The following is a 21034-nucleotide window of genomic DNA, read 5'->3' as shown; positions in this document are numbered from 1 at the left end:
CTTCGGATCGTCTGAATTGATTGTGGCGCGAGCCTCCCGCACCGCCGCTCCTCAACGGCACCAGTCCGCGCCTGATGCGATTTTTCACTCTTGTATCGCGGGCAATTTTCTGGTGAAGCGAGGATGAAAGAAGAGAAGCCTTCTGTGAAGGCCCATTGAAGCAACTGACTTGCGGGTTCCCGCAGCAAAATTGCGGAAACCCGCAAGACGCGCCGAGGATGTCGCGGCGTATTATAGCTTCATGAGCGGTTTGCGTTCTGGAGGAGAGACGCTTGCTTGAACTCGCCCCCCAAAGGTTGCTCGACCACTATCTGAATATTTCCAGATTGCTGGCGGGACAACTCGACTTCGATTCCATCATCCGGGCGGTGGCGGCGGAGATCACGCATATCGTGCCCTATGACCATCTGGACGTCTGCATCAAGACGCTCGATGGCAAGTTCCATATCGCCTATGAGAGCGGCATATCGACGGACTGGAGCCGCAATCCGCCCGCACCGCTTTCCGGCAGTCCCATTCGAACTGTGCTTTCCGGCGAGGCCGATCATCTTCTCACTGACGATGCGCGCACCGATCCGCGCTTTCATTTTACGGGTGCTTTCTCCAGACCCATCATCGAGCACGATCTGAAGGGCCGCCTGCATGTGCCGCTGAAGGCGCAGGGCGATATTATCGGCGCGCTCAGCTGTTCCAGTCTCACTCCCGCCTGCTACACCATGCAGGATGTGGAAAATGCCCAGTCGATTGCCGATCTGCTTACCCCGTATTTCTTCGCGATCCGTGCGGCGGAACAGGCCAAGCGGTCCGCCATTGTGGAAGCGGAAGCACGAGCGCGGGAGGAAGGCTTGCGCTTCGGCGCGCTTAAACTGACGGAAGCGCTGGAAATCGAGCGCCACCGCATCGGCATGGACCTGCATGACCAGACGCTCGCCGATCTGACACGACTGGCGCGCCATGTGGAGCGGCTCACCCATGCGCCGGACCTCTCCGGCGAACAGCTTGAGCCGCTGTTTCGAGGGCTCCAGCATTGCATGCATGATCTTCGGCAAATCATTGAAGAAGCAAAGCCTTCGATCCTCCAGCTGTTCGGTTTTGTGCAGGCGACGGAAAACCATCTGGGCCGTTCGGTGCGCGACAGCGGATCGTCCGTCGAATGGACGCTGGATGACAGCAGCGGCGGCATGGCGGATCGGCTGGAAGAAACGGTCGCGACTTCGCTGTTTCGCATCGTGCAGGAGGCAATCAACAATGCAATCCGTCATGCTCATGCAAGCCGGTTGCGCGTTGCTTTCCGCAACAAGGGCGGTCGCCTCCATGTTGAAGTGGCGGACAACGGCATCGGTATGGATCGCCATACGCAGCGTCCCGACGTAGGGCATGGGATCGACAATATGCGCACACGCGCGCGGTTGATTTCTGCGAGTTTCGCTATCAGGAAAAACGGGGAAGGCGGCGGCACCAGTGTGACGATTCACCTGCCTGCGGAAATGTGCCGGGAGGGCGGAGGATAAAATGCATGTTCTGATCGTGGAAGATGATCCGTTGCACCGCGCCTATCTCGGCGAGGCCGTGCGGGCGGCGCTGCCGGAATGCAGCGATGTGCTGGAAGCTGAAAACGGGTCGGCGGGCGAGAAACTCGCGCGCCAGCACAGGGCCGCCCATATCGTCATGGATTTGCAGATGAACGGGCGCAACGGCATCGAAGCCGCGCGCACCATCTGGAAGGAAAATCCCGAAACGCGCATATTGTTCTGGTCGAACTATGCCGACGAAGCCTATGTGCGCGGCGTGTCGCGCATCGTGCCGGAAGGGGCGGCTTACGGCTATGTTTTGAAGTCCGCATCAGACGACAAGCTGCGGCTGGCATTGCGCAGCATCTTCGTCGAGGCCCAATGCGTCATCGACCGCGAGGTGCGCGGCCTCCAACAAAAGAGCCTTGGTCATGCCAGCGGTTTCAGCGAAAGCGAATATGAGATTCTGATCGATATCGCGCTGGGGCTTACGGATCGCGTCATTGCGCGCCGCCGCAATCTGTCATTGAGAAGTGTCCAGAACAGATTGCAGCAACTCTATGAAAAACTTGGGGTTTATCAGGAGAAGAGCGAGCCGGATGAGGGGCGTTTCAATCTGCGGGCGCGCGCGGTAACGGTCGCGCTTTTGCGCAAACTGCTGAACTACAGCGCGCTTGAACGCGCCGAAGTCGAACTGAACGAATGGCTGGCAGCATCGGCCCGAAAATCGAATCCGATTTTCGGAAAGCACGACGCGTAGTTTCAGGACGCCATAGCCGCTTTCAGGCGTGGCTGCTCCAGGTCGAGACCGAGTTCCGAGGCGCGGTCGATAACCGGCGCGAAGCGGCGGCGCTTCTTCTCCTCGTGGTTGGAAGCAATGTCTGCGATACGGTGCTTGAGGAAGGGGTTGAGAAACCGTTCCCGCACAGAATCCACATAAGCCGCTGCCTGGTCTCCGAGACCATCCGCAGCGAAAACCGGCAGGACTTCCTCGCGCCAGACTGTTTCCAGTTCACGCCGGATCGTTTCGTCCTGCATGGCTTCCAGCACGATCTCGTCTTTCGGGCGGCCGCCCTTCAGCCATTGCTCTGCGATGAATGTATGGCCAAGGTTGAGCAGATAGAGCTTCAGATGCTCATAGCGCGCGAGATCGTCGGTGACGACGATATCTTTGTGTTCGCAAGGCAACGTCAGGCCGTCGGCCTTCTCGATTGCCCAGAGCGCATAGGGTTCGGCGACGGCGCCGATCGGCTCGATGGGTTCGGAGACGATACGATCGACAAGGCTGTTGGCGAAGACGCAGCGGGTTTCGAGCCATTGCACGAAACTGTCCGGCAGTTTCCAGTCATGGGCGAGATCGATCAGGATTGAGCGCAGCTTGTCGCCATTGCGCGAGATCAGCTCGCAGGGAAATACCGACAGCGGCGCATCGGGATTGTGCTGCCAGCGATGATGCAGAAGCACCAGAAGCTTGGCCGGAAAGCTCTTCGGCAAAGCTTCCGGATTGGCAAGAAGCGAACTGTCATCGCTCTTGTCGAGCTCAAAACCCTTGTCGCCGGTGTTGGAAAGAATCACATCGACACTGGCGCCAAGGTCTAGAATCGCAGGCCAGTCTTGATGGGCGGAATAGGCGGTGGTGACGGCTCGCGCCTGATATTCCTTCTCGAAGGGTTTCCCGTCGGCCAGTCCGCGGATCATTACCGGATAGCTGCGGGCTTCGTTCAGGGCTGCGATCCGCTGGCTGCTCTGCGGATTTGAAGTGGTCTGCACGACGGCGATTGTCCCGATGGCTTTGCCCTCGGCAAGCGCCTCCGAAACAAAGAAATCGACATGAGCCAACAGAAAACGACTGGTGCCGAACTGCAGGATCGCTGGCTTTTCGTGCATGACCTTCTCCCATAAATCAGTGGTTTTAACTAAGCGATGCAGGGCAAATTGGTCAAGCCAGTGGAGAGATTTAACGGCCGAATGATTTCAGCGCAGATGTGGAAATGTGCAATTTGCCGCAATTCTTTGGGTTTTTGCGTATATTGCGCTTCGTTTCGCTTGCTAATATGGTAAGGCCAATTCGAGGAGAGGCGAATTGGGAGCATCATGAGCGACTTTACGGCGACCGCGGAACCGCGCAGGCTTTATCAGCAGATTGCAGACCGGGTGAGAAACCTCATTCAGGACGGCCAGTTTCCTGCTGGCAGCAGGCTTCCGGCTGAGCGCGAGCTGGCACAGCAGCTCGGTGTGTCGCGGCCTTCGCTGCGCGAGGCGCTGATTGCGCTCGAAATCGCCGGCAATGTCGAAATCCGCATGGGTTCCGGCATCTATGTCACGGCAGAGTCGGAAAAGCGTTCGCTTTCACAAGGAGCCTCCATCGGCGAGAGCCCGCTTGAAATCATGCAGGCGCGCGAAATGGTCGAGGGCAGCGTGGTTGTCATGGCCTGTGCGCGCATGACGCCTGAAAGCCTGGCCGAACTGCGCGCAACGATTGACGCCATGAAGGTGAATGTCGATGCCGGGCGCAAGGCCATTGAACTCGACAGGCAGTTTCATCTGCTCATTGCCGAGCAATCGGGGAACTCCGTGCTGGTGCGCATCGTGCGCGACCTTTTTGACGAGCGGCATAGTCCGCTGACGTCGCATATCAGAACGCGCTTCGAGGATAACGATACATGGGCTCTGGCTCTGGCCGAGCACGAGGCGATCTACGCAGCGCTTGAGGCGAAGGATCCGCTTCAGGCGCAGGCAGCGATGCGAACGCATCTGGACCGATCCAAGCAGCGTTGGATGGATAATGAACCCAGCGAGTGATTAGCCGGGGCGATTTGGGAGTGAGGTCAGACACATGAATGATTCCGTTGCTACAGCGGTTGCGCCGGTAATTTTGCTGCATCCTGCGGATGATGTTGCGGTGGCGCGCGTTTCGGTTCGCGCTGGCGATCCGATCGGCCTTGAAGGGATCAAGGCCCGAGAACTGATCGGACGTGGGCACAAGGTTGCCGTTCGCGACATTCCGGAAGGTAAGGAAGTCCTGAAATACGGGCAGGTGATTGGCGTTGCGACGAAGGACATTGCGCAGGGCGAGCACGTGCATCTCCAGAACCTCGCCATGCTGCCCTCCGAACACGAGCATCAGTTCTCCATCGATATTGAGGAACGCGGCATGCTGCCCGAGGCGGAACGCCGTCATTTCATGGGCTTCGACCGTGGCGCTGGCGGCGTCGGCACGCGCAATTTCATCGGCGTGATTTCGTCGGTCAATTGCTCGGCCACGGTGTCGCGCTACATCGCCGATTATTTCAATCGGATGGGCGGTCTCGACGGTTTCGACAACGTCGATGGCGTCGTCGCGCTGACGCATGGCAGCGGTTGCGCGCTCAACACAAAGTCGGAAGGCTATCGCCTTTTGACGCGCACCATTCAGGGCTATGCCAAGCATCCGAATTTCGGGGGGATATTGCTGATCGGGCTTGGCTGCGAAACCAACCAGATTGCGCCGATCCTCGAACATTATCGCATGGAAGAAGGCTCGCGCCTGCGCACCATGACGATCCAGCAGCATGGCGGCACGCGCAAGACCATCGATCATGCGATTGCCGAGATCAAGGAAATGCTGCCTTTGGTCAATTCTGCTGTACGCACCAGACAGCCTCTGTCGAAGTTGAAAGTGGCGCTGGAATGCGGCGGCTCGGACGGTTATTCTGGAATCTCGGCCAATCCGGCATTAGGCTATGCCTCGGACCTTATCGTGCGCAATGGCGGCACGACCGTCCTGTCGGAGACGCCGGAAATCTACGGTGCCGAACATCTTCTGACGCGCCGCGCAGTAACGCCTGCGGTGGCGGAAAAGCTGTTGCAGCGCATCGACTGGTGGCGTGACTACACCGCGCGCAATGGCGACGAACTCAACAATAACCCATCCCATGGCAACAAGCTCGGCGGTCTCACCACCATTCTGGAAAAGTCGCTCGGTGCGGTTGCCAAGGGTGGCTCCATGCCGCTCAAGGCCGTCTATGAATTCGCTGAAACCGTGACTGAACCCGGCTTCGTGTTTATGGACACGCCGGGTTATGACCCCGTTGCCGTGACCGGGCAGGTGGCCGGTGGCTGCAATGTGATCTGCTTCACCACGGGTCGCGGTTCGGTATCCGGCTTCAAGCCTTCGCCCTGCATCAAGATCGCCACGAATTCCGAAATGTACGAGCACATGAAGGAAGACATGGACATCAATTGCGGCGGTATCGTCACCGGCGATGAGACCATCGAGCAGTCCGGTACGCGCATCTTCGAACATATCATCGCGGTCGCATCAGGCGAGAAGACGTTGAGCGAAGTCTATGACTATGGCGACAACGAATTCGTGCCGTGGCAGGTCGGCGCCGTAACCTGATCCCCACGCTTCATAGCCCTTTATTCAATGACGACTGACAGGAATAATTCGATGGTCAAAGCTCTGCGTATCGAGAGCGAAAACGTTACCCGTTTTGCGGAAATCGACGAAGCGCCGTTGCTGGCGGGGCATGTCCGTGTGCGGGTTCGGCATGTGGGGCTCTGCGGCAGCGACCTGAACACTTTCAAGGGGCTTAACCCGCTGGTGCAGCTGCCGCGTATTCCAGGGCATGAAATCGGCGGCGAGATCATTGAAGCAGGCGCGGGCGTCAGCGCCGCCTACGCCAGTGGCAAGCGGGTGATCGTGCTGCCCTACACGAATTGCGGTGAATGTTCGTCCTGCCGCAAGGGCCGGCTCAATGCGTGCCGTTATAACAAGACGCTTGGCGTGCAGCAGAATGGCGGCCTGGCCGATCAGATCGTGCTGCCGGCCGAAAAGCTGATCCTCAACGATACGCTGGAACCGCGTCATCTGGCACTGGTCGAGCCGCTTTCGGTCGGCTTTCATGCCGTCGAGCGCGGACGGGTCCAGGCAGGCGACACGGTCGCTGTTCTCGGCTGCGGCATGATCGGCATGGGCGTGCTGCTCGGTGCAGTCGCCCGTGGCGCCAAGGTCATCGCCATCGATCCAAGTGCTGAAAAGCGCGAACTGGCGCTGCAATTCGGCGCCACACATGCGCTTCCGGGCGGCGAGGACGTTGTCGCGAAAATTCAGGAACTGACAGACGACGACGGCGTGGACGTTGCTTTTGAAGCGGTCGGCCTGCCGATCACTTTCACGCAGGCCGTCGATCTGGCGGGCTTCGCGGGCAGGGTGGTTTATGTCGGCTATTCCAAGGCCCCAGTCACCTACCAGACGCAGTTCTTCAACCTGAAGGAACTCGACATCATGGGATCGCGCAATGCGACGCTTGCGGATTTCGAGGCTGTCATCGCCCATCTGGAAAAGCTTGGAGCGGATGCCGACAAGCTGATCTCCAAAATATTTCCCTTCGATGAAGCTGAAGCGGCGCTTCCCTACTGGGACGGCGACCGCAATGTCTTGAAGATCATCATCGAGCGCGACTGAAATCGAAGCAAATGTCCGGGCCGAATGGACGGTGCCGGACGCTAGTGGAGGAAACCGGCCAAAAGGCCATTGTTTAATGACCCCATACGGGAGGATACTGATGAAGAAACTCGTTACCGGCATGATCGCCGCCAGCATGCTGCTGGCAGGAAGCATGGCTGCATACGCTGCCAATGTGTCGATCAAGGTTGCCTATGAAAACAACCCCGGCGAGCCTTTCGATGAGGTAATGCATTACTGGAAAGACGATCTTGCCAAGCGCAGCAACGGCGAGATCACGCTCGAACTTTATCCAAGCTCGCAGCTTGGCTCCAAGAAGGACGTGACCGAGCAGGCCATGATGGGCCTCAATGTCGTGACCATTTCCGACGTGGGCTTTCTTGCCGAGTATGATCCTGATCTCGGCGTGCTCTATGGTCCGTTTCTGACCGACGATCCGGCGCAGCTTTTCAAGGTCTATGACGGCCCATGGTTCAAGGAAAAGAGCGAAGAGCTGAAGAAGAAGGGCATTCATATCGTAATGCCGAACTATCTCTATGGCATTCGCCAGATCATTTCCAAGAAGCCGATCCGCACTCCTGAAGACCTGAAGGGCATGAAGATCCGCGTGCCGAACAATGTCATGCAGATCAAGACCTTCGAGGCAATGGGCGCGACGCCGACCCCGATGCCGCTCGGCGAAACCTTCCCGGCGCTCGCGCAGGGCGTAATCGATGGTGTGGAGAACCCGATTTCGGTTCTGTACGGCCAGAAGTTCCAGGAAGAAGCCAAGTATCTGAGCAAGGTCGGCTATCTGACCAACGTGGCGCTCATCGTGGGCGGCGAAGCCTTCTTCTCCACGCTGCCGGAAGATCAGCTCAAGATGATCCATGAATCCGCTTATGATGCGGGTCTCTACAGCCAGAAGCTGACGATCGAAAAAGACAATGAAATGATCGAAAAGATGAAGGAAGCCGGCGTCGAAGTTATCGATGTCGACCGCGCTCCCTTCAAGGCACTTGCTGAGAAGGTCTACACCCAGTTCCCGGAATGGTCGCCTGGTCTTTATGACAAGATCAAAGCCGAACTGAACTGATCCATCCTTTTTCGGATATCGCCATGTCGCGGCCTTGCCGCGGCATGGTCTGCTCATGGAATTCAATCCGATGAAATTGTTTGAAAAACTGATCGAATGGCTGGCTGCCGTGCCGCTGTTCATCCTGCTTGCGATGTTCAACATCGCCGTTGTCATGCGTTACTGGATGCACCAGCCATTGCAATGGACCGAGGAAATGGCTGGCCTGCTGATGATCTGGATCGTGATGCTCGGCAGCATTGCCGCGGAACGCAGCAACCAGCATCTTGCCATTCCGATGCTTGTGGACCTGTTTTCGGAAAAGCTGCGCGAGATCATCAACGCTGTCGTTGCCATCCTGTCGGGGCTGTTTCTGCTCTACGTGTCCTATGCCGGCTACAAGCTGTCGGTGGCGGCACAGCTTAAAGTGACCGACGTGCTGCGCGTTTCCTATTACTGGATTGATATCGCCGTGCCGGTCGGCTTCGTCATTATCGCCCTTTATATGTTTGCAGGCGCATTCAAATCCTTGCGCGCCGCTTTTGCGGGAGACAAGGCATGAATCTTACGACCATCGTTCTCATCATGCTGGCGCTGATCGCGCTCAATATGCGCCTCTACGTGGCCATCCTGATTGCGGTCTTCACCTATTTCACGTTCTTCAACCAGATGCCGATAGCGATTGCAGTCCAGCGCTTCATCAGCCCGGCTCAGAACACATCGCTGCTCGCCATTCCGTTCTTCATCATGCTTGGCACGGTGATGGCGCATACCGGCATTGCAGAACGTCTGATCAAGGTCGCGGAAATTCTGGTCGGTCGCATGCGCGGCGGCATGGCGCTCACCAACATCATGGTTTCAACCCTGATGGGCGGCGTCAGCGCGTCCAATCTGGCCGACAGCGCCATGCTTACCCGCATGATGGTGCCGGAAATGGTCAAGCGCGGCTATGACAAGGCATTTTCCTGCGCGGTGACGGCTGCCGGTTCGCTGATTACGCCAATCATTCCTCCGGGCATCGCGCTCATCATCTATGGTCTGATCGCGGATGTTTCCATCGGCAAGATGTTTATGGCTGGTGTCGTTCCGGGCATTCTGGGTGCCATCATCCTGATGATCGCGGCCTATATCACGTCGGTAAAGCGCGGCTACAAGCCAAGCCGTGAAAAGCGGATGAGCGGCGCCGAAGTCGTCTCGACGCTTGCCTCGGCATGGCCTGCTGTCCTGTTGCTGTTCGCGATCATCGGCGGCATCCGCATGAACATCTTCACGCCGACGGAAGCCGGTGCGGTTGCCGTGACGCTGGTTTTGATCATCGGGTTTGTGATCTATCGCGAAATGCGCATCTCGCATGTGGTGGATTCGCTGATCGAAACGGCGAAATCGACCGCTTCCGTCATGCTCGTCATCATGGCGTCGTCAGCGCTCGCATGGGTGTTTTCGCTCGAACAGGCCGGCCAGTCGCTGATGCAGCTGATCTCGTCCTTCACCAGCAACCCTTATGCGTTTCTGCTGGCAGTCAACGTGATCCTGCTGATCCTCGGAGCGCTGATCGAGGGTACCGCCCTGATGATCGTTCTGGTTCCGCTCCTGATGCCAACGGTAAAGGCTCTGGGCATCGATCCGGTACATTTCGGCATCGTCGTCATCGTCAATCTTTCGATTGGCACGCTGACGCCGCCGGTCGGTACTGTCATGCTGATGGTCTGCAACATCGCCAAGGTAAGGGTCGGAGATTTCACCCGCCAGGCGTTCAGCATGTATATGGCGCTGTTCATCCTGCTGGCGCTCGTCACTTACGTGCCGATTATCTCGACCTATCTGGCTCATTAGACTGCGTTTCGATCTGATTTGGATCAGATCGACGCTCTGATCAAAAAAGCGCGGGTAACGCCCGCGCTTTTTCGTTTGTTCACCACGGATTTTCAACACGCGGCCAGATGGTACGGGTGAGCTTGCGATAATTGGTTGTGCGCGGATTGCTCGGATAGGAGCTCGGTGCCGCGACATAGATGATCTCAGCTGCGATCGGCACAAAACCCGCGTGGAAATGATTGGTGGACTTGACCACCAATGTATCCTTCTTCATCGGGTCGATGCCGATATTGGAAAAGATATCCGGCTCGAATGTCTGCGTCCGGTTGGTGTTGAGAATGATGTCGATCTCGGTGCCTTCAATCCGCACCGCCGCCGAAGGTCCAAGCGTCACTCGGCTTGGTCCGAAACTCTGCCAGCCTTCGGCGAGGGTTTTCAGGACAGTCACGCGGGCATCGATGGGTTCACCGCCAAGCGGACCGGATTTGCCGCCGAAACGCAGATCGATTACCGCACCTTCGCCCGCCGCATGGCAGAATGTCACGGCAATGGGGTCCCAGATCGTGGCAACGCCGACATTATCGATACGCCGTTCGATCAGGCGGCGAAGAACATAGGTTCCGTCGCCGGCGACACCGCCGCCGGGATTGTCCCATACATCGGCGATCACCGCAGGTTTGGCAGGATTGGCTGCATGGGCGGCCAGCGCCCGGTCGATGCCCTGATCGGTGTCGAACATGGTCATCAGGGTCTGCTCGCGCAAGGCGATAAGTTCACGCCCGAGTTTTTCCGCAAGGGATTTGCCCTTCGCCGGGTCATTGTCGGTGACGACAAGAATGCGGGTTCCCATTTCCGGCACATCGGCAGCCATGAAGCCATGAATGACGGAAATGGACAGGACGCCATCCTTGCCCTGCATCGCCTTTATGCGGTCGACGAAGGAGCGCATCGGCTCCTTGCTTGTCGGATAGACGCCGATCATTTGGCAGTCGAAGGTGGAGATGACCGGGCTGATCCGGCCTTTCAGCGCATCCAGCGCGAGATCGACCACATGCTCGCCGCGTTCGTAGAAATCCGTGTGAGGAAATTCGAGGAAGGATGCGAAAATATTAAGGTTTTCGACCCGCTTCGGGGTGAGGTGGCTGTGCGGATCGAACTCGCTGGCGACCAGAACATCGGGCCCGACAATGGCGCGCACGCGTTCCAGAAGATCGCCCTCGCAATCGTCATAGCCTTGCGCGACCATGGCGCCATGCAGACCGAGAACAACGGCATCGACAGGCAGCGCGGCCTTCAACTGATCGAGAATTTCATCACGCAGTTCCTCGAAAGCTTGCCGCTGCAACAGGCCGCCCGGTTCTGCCCATGTGGCGGTGCCTTCGATGACCGTTAATCCTTCCGGCGCTGCGCGCTTGCGTAATGCCACGATGGGCGATGAGCATAACGTGGGCGTTTCCGGATGCTTGCCGGGTGCCGCGTAGAATGCCATCTCGAACGAGGCCCTGTCGGTGGGGACCGGCGAGAATGTATTGGTTTCTGTCGCAAGCGATGCGGTGAAAATGCGCATGAAAATGTCTCTGGGCGAGGGGCGTTTTATTTCTGCGGTGCGTAGGCAATGGCCTCGACTTCGATCTTGATGTCGATCATCAGCCGGGACTCGACCGTGGTGCGCGCTGGCGGCTCTTTTGGAAAATAGGTGGCATAGACGGCGTTCATGCGCCCGAAATCCCGCGCGTCTTCCAGCCAGACAGTGGTTTTAACGACGTCTTCCATTGTCGCTCCCGCAAGCGCAAGCGCGGCCTTGACGTTTTCGAGCACCTGTTTCGTCTGTGTTTCTATGCCGCCTTCGACGATCTGGCCGTTCGGTCCCACGGGCACCTGACCCGAGATATAGACTGTGTCGCCTGCGCGGACGGCGGGGGGAAAGAGGCACATGTGATGCGCCGAAGACCTGTTTTCTGGACATGATTTTCTCCGGTTATTTGACTGCCCCAAGCGCCAGTCCCTTGATGAGATAGCGCTGGAGCCAGATGAAGAGGATTGCGACCGGCAGCGTGGCAAGGAAGGTTGCCGCCATGACGTAATGCCATTCGACGGTGTAGCGTCCCGCTACCAGCGAGAAGACCTGAATGGGCAAGGTGTAGCTTTCCTGCCTGCGCAGCATGGTCAGCGCCACGACGAATTCATTCCACGCATTTATGAAGGTGAAGATCGCCGTCACGGCGATGGCAGGTAGGCAGAGCGGCAGGAATACTTTTATCAATGTCTTGCCGCGTCCGGCTCCTTCCATCCAGGAGGCTTCTTCCAGATCGCGCGGTATGGTGTCGAAATAACTCTGCAGCATCCACACGGTGAAGGCGATATTGAAGGCCATATAGACCGCGCCGACCGCCGAAACGCTTTCGATCAGCCCATAAGCGGCGAGCAGCCGAAAAAGGCCAAGCACCAGAACGATGGGCGAGATCATCTGCGAGACGAGCAGGAATTGACGGAACACGCCGTGACCTGCAAAGCGAAAGCGCGACATCGCATAGGCTGCAGGAATGGAAATGATGATCGCGCCCACGGAAGCAATGACTGATACGTAAAGCGAGTTCAGAAGCGCTTGCCCGAATTTGGTCTGGACCCACATTTCCGAAAAGTTCTGCCAGCGAAAGCTGCTTGGCCACCACGTTGGAGAAAGAACTTCCTGCGGCGGTTTGACGGCGGTGAGAAACATTACCGCAAAGGGAAACAGCGTCAGCACGATAAGCGGCGACAGAACGGCCCAGGCAACGATCGTGCGTTTCAATTTTGAGCCGGTCATGCACGTTCTCCCCGCATTGCAAGGCGGATATAGATCGCGGTGAAGACGAGCAGTATCGCCAGCATGATGAGCGATACGGCGGAGGCCTCTCCCAGTTTTCCGAGCCGGAAGGCGAGCTTGTAGAGATGCGTCACCAGAATATCGGTGGAGTTTGCCGGTCCGCCCTGTGTCATGACCCAGATGATCGGAAAGGAATTGAAAACGTAGATCGTATTCAGCACGATGGCGATGTTCACGAAGGGCTTGAGCAGCGGAAAGGTGATTTCGCGAAACTGCTGCCACAGGCTGGCGCCTTCGAGGGACGATGCTTCGTAAAGATCGTCTGGGATGGAGGACAGCCCGCCGAGAAAGATCGTGGTGGTGAACGGCACGGTGACCAGAATGCCGACCAGTATCTGCATGGGAAAGGCTGTCGCGGCGCTCGCCAGCCATTGAATGTTGCTGTCGATGAGACCGAGATTGCGCAATGCGGAATTGAGCATTCCGCTTTCGCCATTCAGCGCCCAACGCCAGACAATGGCCGTCATGGTGAGAGAAACGGCCCAGGGCAGCATCACGATGACACGGGCGACCGACCGCCCATAGAAGTCCATGTTCAGGATGACGGCGACCGGAATGGAAACGATGAGCGCTCCGCCCACCACGGCGACGGTCCAGACGGCAGTGCGCCAGACCGCGTTGAGAAAGTCGGGCGTTGCGAAAAGCGCCGTGAAATTTGCGCCATTGTTGAAATCGCGCAACTGCCCGAAGCGGTTGACGTCGTGGCTGGCAATTTCAACGAGATGCACCACGGGCCAGAAGATCACCACCGCAGCCAAAAGCAGGCTCGGCAGGATCAGGAGATAGGGCAGGGTGCGGCTTTGCATCGGCAATCAAGATCCCGGGAAGAAAAAGCGCCCGGCAGAGCATGGGCTCTGCCGGGCAGGCGGGGAGTGTTACTTCTTCAGGATCGCATCCGCCTTGGCGGCGGCGTCCTTCAGCACGGCATCGGGTTCGCCCTTGCCGAGATAGATGCTCTGCATGGCGTTGGAGGTGATGTCGGCAATTTCTTCCCAGCCCGGAATGACCGGCGCAAAGCGGGCATCCGGAAGAAGCGCGGTAAAGGCGGCGAGATCGGCATTATTCACATAATAATCCATCTTCGCCTCTTCCTTATTGACCGGAAGGAAGCCTTCGCCCTGTGTGAACTTGGCGCGCCACTCTGTCTGGAACAGGAAGTCGAGCACTTTCCAGGCTTCCTCCTTGTTCTTGGAGTTCTGGAACATGATGACGGAATCGGTCACGCCATAGGTGCCGCGCGCGCCTGTCGGTCCGGCTGGAATGGCTGCGACACCGTATTTGAGATTGGGCGCTTCTTCCTTGATCTGGTTGGAAAGAAAAGGCGCGGTTATCATCATACCGACCTTGCCCTGCTTGAAGAGGTTCTGCACGTCTTCTCGTGCATAGGACGTGACGCCGGGCTGGGTGAGGCCGTCATCAATCAGTGACTTGTATAGCTTGGCAGCCTCCAGCGCCCCCGGCGTGCTCAGGCCCGACGTCCCGTCCTTGTTGAGGATTTCGGTGCCGTAGGACCACATGGCATAATAGTAATAGACGTCGGTCTCGATTTCCTTGCCCTGCAGGCCGAAACCGTAATTCTCTCCGCCGAGCGCCTTGATCTTGGTAGCGGCGGCTTTCAGTTCGTCCCAGGTTGCAGGCGGGTTTTCGACGCCTGCCTTGGCAAGCAGATCCTTGTTGTAATACATGGCGCGCGCCGAGGCCGCGATCGGCAGGCCGTAGGTCTTGCCCTCCAGGACGGACGGCGACAGGAAAGTCTCGATGAACCGGCCCTTGAACTCGTCGTTCATGTAGCCATCGAGCGGTTCGGCGATGCCTTGCTGCACGAAATCGATCAGCCAACGTGTGCCGATGATCGAAAGGTCCGCGTTGGTGCCTGCGGAAATGTCGGTGGTCAGTTTCTGCAGAAGCACATCCCACGGGACGACTTCGAAATTAAGCGTGATACCGGGATTGGCAGCTTCGAACGCTTTCTTCACTTCCTCGAAATACGGGCCGGTCTTGGAACTGTACTCCGCGACCGTCATGCGCACTTCACCAGCATTTGCGACTGACGACAACGCCAGAATGCTCAATCCGGCCAGAAGGCCGGCCTTCCATTTGTTGATAGACATCTTCCCGTTCCCTTGTTTTGCCCCGCATTGGCGCGATGACCATCTATTTTTGTTATTTTCCTACATTATCGGCATTGATAGCAGTTTCAAGTGAAAAGTTCTGTTGCAAACTTACATTTTGACTTTTACGCTGGCGGGAATAAACAGTTGCAGAAAGCTGCCGCATAAAAGGGGAATAGCGTGGAGCAAGCAGGCGAATTTGCCGGGAAATCGGTGCTGATTACCGGGGCAGGTGGCGGCGTGGGAAATGCGCTGGTCGATCTTTTTTCCGAACGTGGCGCCCGGGTTGTCGGTTGCGATACGTCACCGGAGGCAATGACGGGCGATGGCTTCCATGCGCGTCACGCCTTCAACCTGCTCGACCGTGACGGGCTGGAGCCCGCAGCAAAGCGGATCATAGCGGAATCCGGCCTGCCTGATATTGTGATCAACAATGCTGGCTGGACCCGTGCCGAGACTTTCGATGGGCTGGATCAGGGCAATATCGACGCCGAGATCGACCTCAATTTGACTGCGGTTGCCGGATTTTCCAATGTGATGGCGCAGGCCATGGCTGCCCGCGGGCACGGTGTTTTTGTGTTTATTTCGTCGGTCAACGGACTTCTGCATTTCGGAAACCCGGCCTATGCGGCCGCCAAGGCCGGGATCAATGCCTTCGCGCGCGCTATCGCGGTGGAGTTCGGAAGAAAGGGCGTGCGCGCCAATGTCGTCTGTCCGGGGTCGATACGGACACCCGCATGGGATCATCGTATCGCGCAGGACGCGGGCGTTCTGGACCGCTTGCAGCGTTTTTATCCTCTGGGGCGTATCGTTGACACCCGTGAGGTCGCGGAAACGGTAGCCTTTCTGGCTTCCGACCGGGCATCGGGGATTACCGGCGCCATCCTCCCGGTCGATGCGGGGCTGACTGCGGGCTGCCGTCCTTTCATAGAAGATATTCTCGGAGGACACTGACCGATGAAAGAGGTTTCGCTGCGCGGCATTACCAAGACCTTCGGGCAATTGACCGTTCTCGATCGTGTCGATCTCGATATTCAAAGCGGGGAATTTCTCGTGCTCGTCGGTCCTTCGGGCTGCGGGAAATCCACGCTTCTGCGGATGGTGGCCGGGCTTGAACCGATTTCCGGCGGCGATCTCCTGATCGGTGGAGACCGGGCCAACGAGTTGCCGCCGCAAAAGCGCAATATCGCGATGGTGTTTCAGTCCTACGCGCTGTTTCCGCATATGACGGCGCGTGAAAATATTGGTTTTGGTCCGCGTATTCGTGGCGAGAAGTCGGAGGAAACCGCAGCGAAAGTGGACAAGGCAGCGTCCATTCTCAACCTCCATTCCTATCTTGATCGCTATCCACGCCAGCTTTCCGGCGGGCAACGCCAACGCGTCGCCATGGGGCGGGCCATCGTTCGCGAACCGTCGGTGTTCCTGTTCGATGAACCGCTTTCCAATCTCGATGCGCAGTTGCGCGTACAGATGCGCACCGAGATCAAGGCGCTGCATCAACGCCTGAAATCGACGGTGATCTACGTCACCCATGATCAGATCGAGGCTATGACGATGGCCGACCGGATCGTGGTTATGAATCAGGGAAAAATCCAGCAGATCGGTGCGCCGCTTGAGCTTTATGACCGCCCGGCCAACAAGTTCGTGGCGAGCTTTATCGGTTCGCCGTCCATGAGTTTCATTCCCGGAACCGTATCGGAAGGCATATTTCGCACTGAAGAGGGCGAAGAAATTGCCGTCTCGGCGGGATCGCCCGAAAACCGGCAGGCCGAAGCTGGCATTCGCCCGGAAAATTTTACAGTCGCGCCGGGTGGCACGGGGCTGACACTTACGGTGGAAGTCATCGAGCCGACGGGTCCGGAAACGCATATCTATGGCCGGATAGCGGGACAGCCCATAAGGGCTGTGTTTCGCGAGCGCTTGCATCTTGCGCCCGGTGAACAAGTGCCTGTAACTGCGAAGAGCGAACACATACATCTTTTCGACAAGGATAGCGGTCTCCCGCTTTGAACTCCCCATGAGCAAGGTTGCCGACATCATCACGCGGCTGCATGTCGTGGCGCAGGACGGATCGAAATCCGAACGGCGGCTGGCTGCGCTCGTGCTGGCAGATCCGGATTACGCTTCCAAGGCGGCAATTTCGGAAATCGCCGCCAGAGCTGGCGTCAGCGAACCTACCGTCACGCGCTTTTGCCGCGCGCTCGGCTGCGACGGTGTTCGTGATTTCAAATTCTATCTGGCACAGGCGCTGGCCATTGGCGGCCAGTATCTGACGGCTGAAATTCCCGCACGCGATGTGCGTGAAAGCCGCATTGCGACCGCTGTGACCGATGCGGCGGTCGCAGCCATCCAACGCGCCAGCGACGGACTGGACATGGCCGTACTGATGAAAGTGGCCGAACGGCTCGCCGCCGGGGGCCCTGTTCTTTGCCTAGGGTCCGGCGGCATCTCTTCCATGCTGGCAACGGAAATGCAGAACCGTTTGTTTCGGCTCGGTATTCCTGTCAGCGCACAGGTGGATGGGCAGTTGCAGCGCATGTATGCTGCCGTCACCACGCATGAGGCGACGGTAATCGCCTTTTCCGTTTCCGGCTTTGCGCGTTCGGTCGTGGAAGCCGTGCTGGTCGCGCGCCAATATGGAGCCCAGACAGTAGCGATCACGCCTGCAGGTTCCGACCTGGCCAAGGCGGCGGACGTGCTCATTCCCTATCAGGCCAATGAAGACGGCAATATCTACAAGCCGACCTCGTCGCGCTTCGCGCTGCTCGCAATTCTTGACATGATCGCCACGGCCACGGCGGAAGCGCGCGGGCCGAAGGTGCTGGAAAGCCTGCGTCGCATCAAGCATAGCCTCAATACGCTGACCATAGATGATCCGCGCCTGCCGCTGGGAGATTGATTCATGACCGGACCGAAAACCATTCACGACGTGGATACGCCTGCGATCCTCATCGACATTGACCGGGTGAAAGCGAATATTGCCCGGGTGCAGGCTCATGCCGATGCGATAGGGGTAAAACTGCGTCCGCATATCAAGACGCACAAACTGCCGTTCTTCGCCAAAATGCAGGTGGAAGCTGGCGCAGCGGGCATCACCTGCCAGAAACTCGGCGAGGCCGAGGTCATGGCCGACGCCGGGCTGACGGATATATTCCTGCCTTACAATATTCTGGGGCGGGAAAAGCTCGACCGCCTCCATGCACTGCATCAACGCGTTACACTGTCGGTAACGGTCGATAACTCAACTTCCCTCGCAGGATTGGCGGCGCGTTTCGCCGATGAAAAGCATCCGCTGAAAGTGCTTGTCGAATGCGACACGGGCATGGGGCGCTGTGGCGTGCAGACGCCAGCCGAAGCATTGGAACTGGCTCGCATCATCGACCAGAGCGCTGGACTGGGTTTCGGCGGTCTTATGACCTATCCCGCAGCGGGCAAGCCGGACCAGGCTGAACAATGGCTTTATTCGGCCCGCGAACTGCTGGATGCAAACGGTCTTTCCTGCGAAACGATTTCGAGCGGCGGCACGCCCGATATGTGGCGCAAGCCCAGTGACAGTGTTGTCACCGAATATCGTCCCGGCACTTATATCTATTTCGACCGGTATCAGGTCGAGAAGGGGGCTGCGACAGTGGATGACTGCGCATTTACGGTGCTTTCAACCATCGTCAGCCATCCGACAGCAGAACGCGCCATCATAGATGCCGGGTCCAAGGCGCTTTCCAGCGATACGTTGGGACTGAGCGACTTTGGCGAGGTGAGGGGACGTTCCGACGCCCGTGTTGTTGGCTTGAGCGAGGAGCACGGCAAGCTGACCGGCGATGTCGCTGACCTGAAGGTTGGCGAGCGCGTGCGGATCATTCCTGATCATGTCTGCGTCGTTTCCAATCTCTTTGACGAGGTTCATCTGGTTTCGGGCGAGGATGTCATCGATATCCTGCCGGTCGCCGCACGTGGAAAGTTGAGATAGTCAGGAGGGTAGCATGAGGTCTGCGGTCAACCCGTTTGCCGGTGACAGGGATCGCGAGCAGATTTGGGAAATGCTCGTGCGGCGCGATATCGAGGCTTTCGTATCGCAGGACTGGTCGCTGGTGGCCGATGATTTCGACGAGGTGCGCTTTCTCGGCATCCACGCGCATAATGATCGCAATCCCGACAAATGGGATGCAGGATTTCCGACGCTTGCAAGTTATCGTGATGAATGGCTGCGTCAGGCGGCGGAAAGTGCGGCGGTCGAATATGCCGAATCTCTGGCAGAAGGAATCTTCCGCGCGACCGATCTGAGTGTCATCGATATTACGGGCGACGTCGCTTTGGCGCGGAAAAAATTCGAAGGGACGATCGCAAGGAAGGACGGCTCCGTCGACCGCCTCAACTGGCAGACCCTCTATTTCTGCCGCCGCGACAAAGCACGCTGGAAGATCACAGGCTTTGTCGGATATATGGCGTATCGCTGAAATATCCGCCCAAGCGGAATGTCTATCGCGGCGCGGATTGCCCGATCTGCGCCGTTTTTATGTATAGACTAGATAGTTCCAGTTCGAAGTATAATCACACTATTTTTCTGCAATTATAGTCGTTTTTGTCCCGAATTATACTAATTCGGATGATGTCGCAGCTGATTGCATATTTGTCGCAGGCCGTTCCGGCAATTGACTGGAAGCGGACTACTATTGTCTTCAGGCTGGTCGATTGCCCTCTGTTTTGGACGGCATTGGCAATCCTCGAAATTCGTCGTGCGACCCTTCAAAACAATCATTCAAGGGGACGGTCGCTGGACGGTTCATTTAGACGAAATCGCGGCAGTGGGTGGACATGTCGGGAAATGACCTATATAGAATCAAGAAATCTATCGATAATCATTCCATGCGGACCGTTCGCGGATCGCAGATACCGTGCGAGGAATCTGCGTTGGAATGAAGTTCTATCATTGTTAAAAAGGAGATTAAGTCCGCCAGCACAGCGGGGTTAGACTTGATGCATGGTATTTTATACAAGGAAGAAAGTATGAAGTCGCCGGCTGAGACTAAAATAAGCTTGAAAGGCATTTTTAAAGTCTTCGGCGATGATCCGGAGCGTGCAATGCAGGAATTGCGCGCAGGTAAATCAAAAACCCAGATTCACAGCGAATTCGGCGCAACAATCGGCGTCGATAACGCGACCTTCGATATTTATGAAGGCGAAGTATTCGTTATTATGGGCCTTTCGGGCTCGGGCAAATCCACGCTTCTGCGTCTGCTCAATCGCCTGATCGAACCGACTGCGGGTTCCATCGAAGTCGATGGCCGCGATGTCGTCAAAATGACAAAGCGCGAGCTGATTGATCTTCGCCGCCGCGACATGAGCATGGTGTTTCAATCCTTCGCGCTTCTGCCCAATCGCACGGTCCTGAACAATGCCTCCTTCGGTCTTGAAGTAGCCGGGATGGGTGAGGCGGAACGTCACCAGAAAGCACTGAAGGCACTCGCAGCCGTCGGGCTGGAGCCCTATGCTCACAGCATGCCGGACCAGCTTTCCGGCGGCATGAAACAGCGCGTCGGACTGGCGCGGGCCCTTGCCAGCGAGCCGACCATTCTTCTGATGGACGAGGCGTTTTCCGCACTTGACCCGCTGATCCGCACCGAAATGCAGGACGAATTGAAGCGCCTTCAGGCGGAGCACAGCCGGACGATCATTTTCGTCAGCCACGATCTGGATGAAGCCATGCGCATCGGCGACCGTATCTGCATCATGCAGCACGGCAAGGTGGTGCAGGTTGGAACGCCCAATGAAATCGTGTCTGCACCGGCTAACGATTACGTCCGTTCGTTCTTCCGCAATGTCGATGTATCCCGCGTTTTCAAGGCCGCTGATGTGGCGCGCGAGGACGAACTGATCGTCTTCGAACCTGAGCAGCTGGCGACAGCGCTTGAAAGGTTCGATGCCAGCGGGAAGACATTCGGCGTGCTGATCGACGCCGACCGCACCTATCGCGGTATGGTCAGCCGTGACGCGCTGGCGAAGGGTGTTGCAGCGCAAGGTGGGGAGAGGCTGGAAGGCGTCTCTGCCATCGAAGCCGAAGCGCCGCTTTCCGGGTTGTTGACGCAGGTGGCCGAAAGCCCATGGCCGGTCCCCGTTACGGATCGCCAGAACCGCTATGTCGGTGCCATCAGTAAATCGGCATTGCTCGAAACGCTTGGCCGCGCGGGTTGATACCTGCACGCCAACGGACTTTTGCCTGACAGGGGCAGA

General features: G+C 57.6%; 19 protein-coding genes and 1 pseudogene. 14 read left to right on the top strand and 6 right to left on the bottom strand.

The window, feature by feature from the left end; translation table 11 throughout:
- Nucleotides 1–272 precede the first annotated feature (272 nt).
- Nucleotides 273–1511, top strand: coding sequence for a GAF domain-containing sensor histidine kinase (locus OINT_RS17200; protein WP_006469167.1), 1239 nt, complete (start codon nucleotides 273–275; stop codon nucleotides 1509–1511).
- A gap of 1 nt (nucleotide 1512) precedes the next feature.
- Nucleotides 1513–2271, top strand: a complete 759-nt coding sequence (locus OINT_RS17195) for a response regulator transcription factor (RefSeq protein WP_006469166.1) — start codon at nucleotides 1513–1515, stop codon at nucleotides 2269–2271.
- A 2-nt stretch (nucleotides 2272–2273) separates the two neighbouring features.
- Here the strand turns inward: OINT_RS17195 and OINT_RS17190 are convergent, their stop codons facing one another.
- Nucleotides 2274–3398, bottom strand: coding sequence for a mannitol dehydrogenase family protein (locus tag OINT_RS17190; protein ID WP_006469165.1), 1125 nt, complete (start codon nucleotides 3396–3398; stop codon nucleotides 2274–2276).
- 207 nt (nucleotides 3399–3605) lie between these two features.
- On the opposite strand from OINT_RS17190, the gene OINT_RS17185 reads away from it, so the two are divergent.
- From OINT_RS17185 to OINT_RS17160, 6 genes are all read left to right on the top strand, one after another.
- Entirely contained in the window at nucleotides 3606–4313 is a 708-nt protein-coding gene (locus OINT_RS17185; RefSeq protein ID WP_006469164.1) for a FadR/GntR family transcriptional regulator, read from the top strand.
- A gap of 34 nt (nucleotides 4314–4347) precedes the next feature.
- Nucleotides 4348–5892: a UxaA family hydrolase gene (locus OINT_RS17180; protein ID WP_006469163.1), complete on the top strand. Its 1545-nt coding sequence runs from the start codon at nucleotides 4348–4350 to the stop codon at nucleotides 5890–5892.
- Nucleotides 5893–5943: 51 nt separating this feature from the next.
- Entirely contained in the window at nucleotides 5944–6960 is a 1017-nt protein-coding gene (locus OINT_RS17175; protein ID WP_006471978.1) for a zinc-binding alcohol dehydrogenase family protein, read from the top strand.
- A 100-nt stretch (nucleotides 6961–7060) separates the two neighbouring features.
- Nucleotides 7061–8035, top strand: coding sequence for a C4-dicarboxylate TRAP transporter substrate-binding protein (locus tag OINT_RS17170; RefSeq protein WP_006471979.1), 975 nt, complete (start codon nucleotides 7061–7063; stop codon nucleotides 8033–8035).
- Between the two features lie 70 nt (nucleotides 8036–8105).
- On the top strand, nucleotides 8106–8576 hold the full coding sequence (locus OINT_RS17165; protein WP_025089988.1) for a TRAP transporter small permease: 471 nt from the start codon (nucleotides 8106–8108) through the stop codon (nucleotides 8574–8576).
- On the top strand, nucleotides 8573–9847 hold the full coding sequence (locus OINT_RS17160; protein WP_006469159.1) for a TRAP transporter large permease: 1275 nt from the start codon (nucleotides 8573–8575) through the stop codon (nucleotides 9845–9847). The genes OINT_RS17165 and OINT_RS17160 overlap by 4 nt, the downstream gene beginning before the upstream one ends.
- A gap of 79 nt (nucleotides 9848–9926) precedes the next feature.
- On the opposite strand, the gene OINT_RS17155 is transcribed toward OINT_RS17160, so the two are convergent.
- The 5 genes and pseudogenes from OINT_RS17155 to OINT_RS17135 all read right to left on the bottom strand — a co-directional run bounded on the left by OINT_RS17155 (nucleotide 9927) and on the right by OINT_RS17135 (nucleotide 14806).
- A complete protein-coding gene (locus tag OINT_RS17155; RefSeq protein ID WP_006469158.1) occupies nucleotides 9927–11396 on the bottom strand; it encodes a M81 family metallopeptidase in 1470 nt (489 codons plus the stop codon).
- A 26-nt stretch (nucleotides 11397–11422) separates the two neighbouring features.
- A pseudogene (locus OINT_RS17150) lies at nucleotides 11423–11795 on the bottom strand (RidA family protein).
- Between the two features lie 12 nt (nucleotides 11796–11807).
- Nucleotides 11808–12635 carry a carbohydrate ABC transporter permease gene (locus tag OINT_RS17145; protein ID WP_006469156.1) on the bottom strand — a complete coding sequence of 276 codons (828 nt, stop codon included), beginning with the start codon at nucleotides 12633–12635 and terminating at the stop codon, nucleotides 11808–11810.
- The gene (locus OINT_RS17140) at nucleotides 12632–13501 is read right to left on the bottom strand and encodes a carbohydrate ABC transporter permease (protein ID WP_006471981.1); all 870 of its coding nucleotides are present in this window, start codon (nucleotides 13499–13501) and stop codon (nucleotides 12632–12634) included. The genes OINT_RS17145 and OINT_RS17140 overlap by 4 nt, the downstream gene beginning before the upstream one ends.
- Nucleotides 13502–13570: 69 nt before the next feature.
- On the bottom strand, nucleotides 13571–14806 hold the full coding sequence (locus OINT_RS17135; protein WP_006469154.1) for an ABC transporter substrate-binding protein: 1236 nt from the start codon (nucleotides 14804–14806) through the stop codon (nucleotides 13571–13573).
- A gap of 180 nt (nucleotides 14807–14986) precedes the next feature.
- On the opposite strand from OINT_RS17135, the gene OINT_RS17130 reads away from it, so the two are divergent.
- The 6 genes from OINT_RS17130 (at nucleotide 14987) to proV (ending at nucleotide 20995) form a co-directional block, all read left to right on the top strand.
- Nucleotides 14987–15760, top strand: coding sequence for an SDR family NAD(P)-dependent oxidoreductase (locus OINT_RS17130; RefSeq protein ID WP_006469153.1), 774 nt, complete (start codon nucleotides 14987–14989; stop codon nucleotides 15758–15760).
- A gap of 3 nt (nucleotides 15761–15763) precedes the next feature.
- Nucleotides 15764–16816, top strand: coding sequence for an ABC transporter ATP-binding protein (locus tag OINT_RS17125; RefSeq protein WP_006469152.1), 1053 nt, complete (start codon nucleotides 15764–15766; stop codon nucleotides 16814–16816).
- A 7-nt stretch (nucleotides 16817–16823) separates the two neighbouring features.
- Complete coding sequence (locus tag OINT_RS17120; protein WP_006469151.1) at nucleotides 16824–17705, top strand: MurR/RpiR family transcriptional regulator; 882 nt, start codon at nucleotides 16824–16826, stop codon at nucleotides 17703–17705.
- A gap of 3 nt (nucleotides 17706–17708) precedes the next feature.
- On the top strand, nucleotides 17709–18773 hold the full coding sequence (locus OINT_RS17115) for a D-TA family PLP-dependent enzyme (protein ID WP_006469150.1): 1065 nt from the start codon (nucleotides 17709–17711) through the stop codon (nucleotides 18771–18773).
- 13 nt (nucleotides 18774–18786) lie between these two features.
- Nucleotides 18787–19260, top strand: coding sequence for a hypothetical protein (locus OINT_RS17110; protein ID WP_006469149.1), 474 nt, complete (start codon nucleotides 18787–18789; stop codon nucleotides 19258–19260).
- Nucleotides 19261–19810: 550 nt separating this feature from the next.
- Nucleotides 19811–20995 (top strand): glycine betaine/L-proline ABC transporter ATP-binding protein ProV, encoded by a 1185-nt coding sequence (gene proV, locus OINT_RS17105; protein WP_006471982.1) that lies wholly within the window; start codon nucleotides 19811–19813, stop codon nucleotides 20993–20995.
- Nucleotides 20996–21034: the final 39 nt, after the last annotated feature.

It is taken from the genome of Brucella intermedia LMG 3301 (assembly GCF_000182645.1).
Lineage (GTDB): Bacteria > Pseudomonadota > Alphaproteobacteria > Rhizobiales > Rhizobiaceae > Brucella > Brucella intermedia.
Note: the sequence above shows the minus strand (reverse complement) of the source record. Positions and strands in the feature narration are given on the sequence as shown.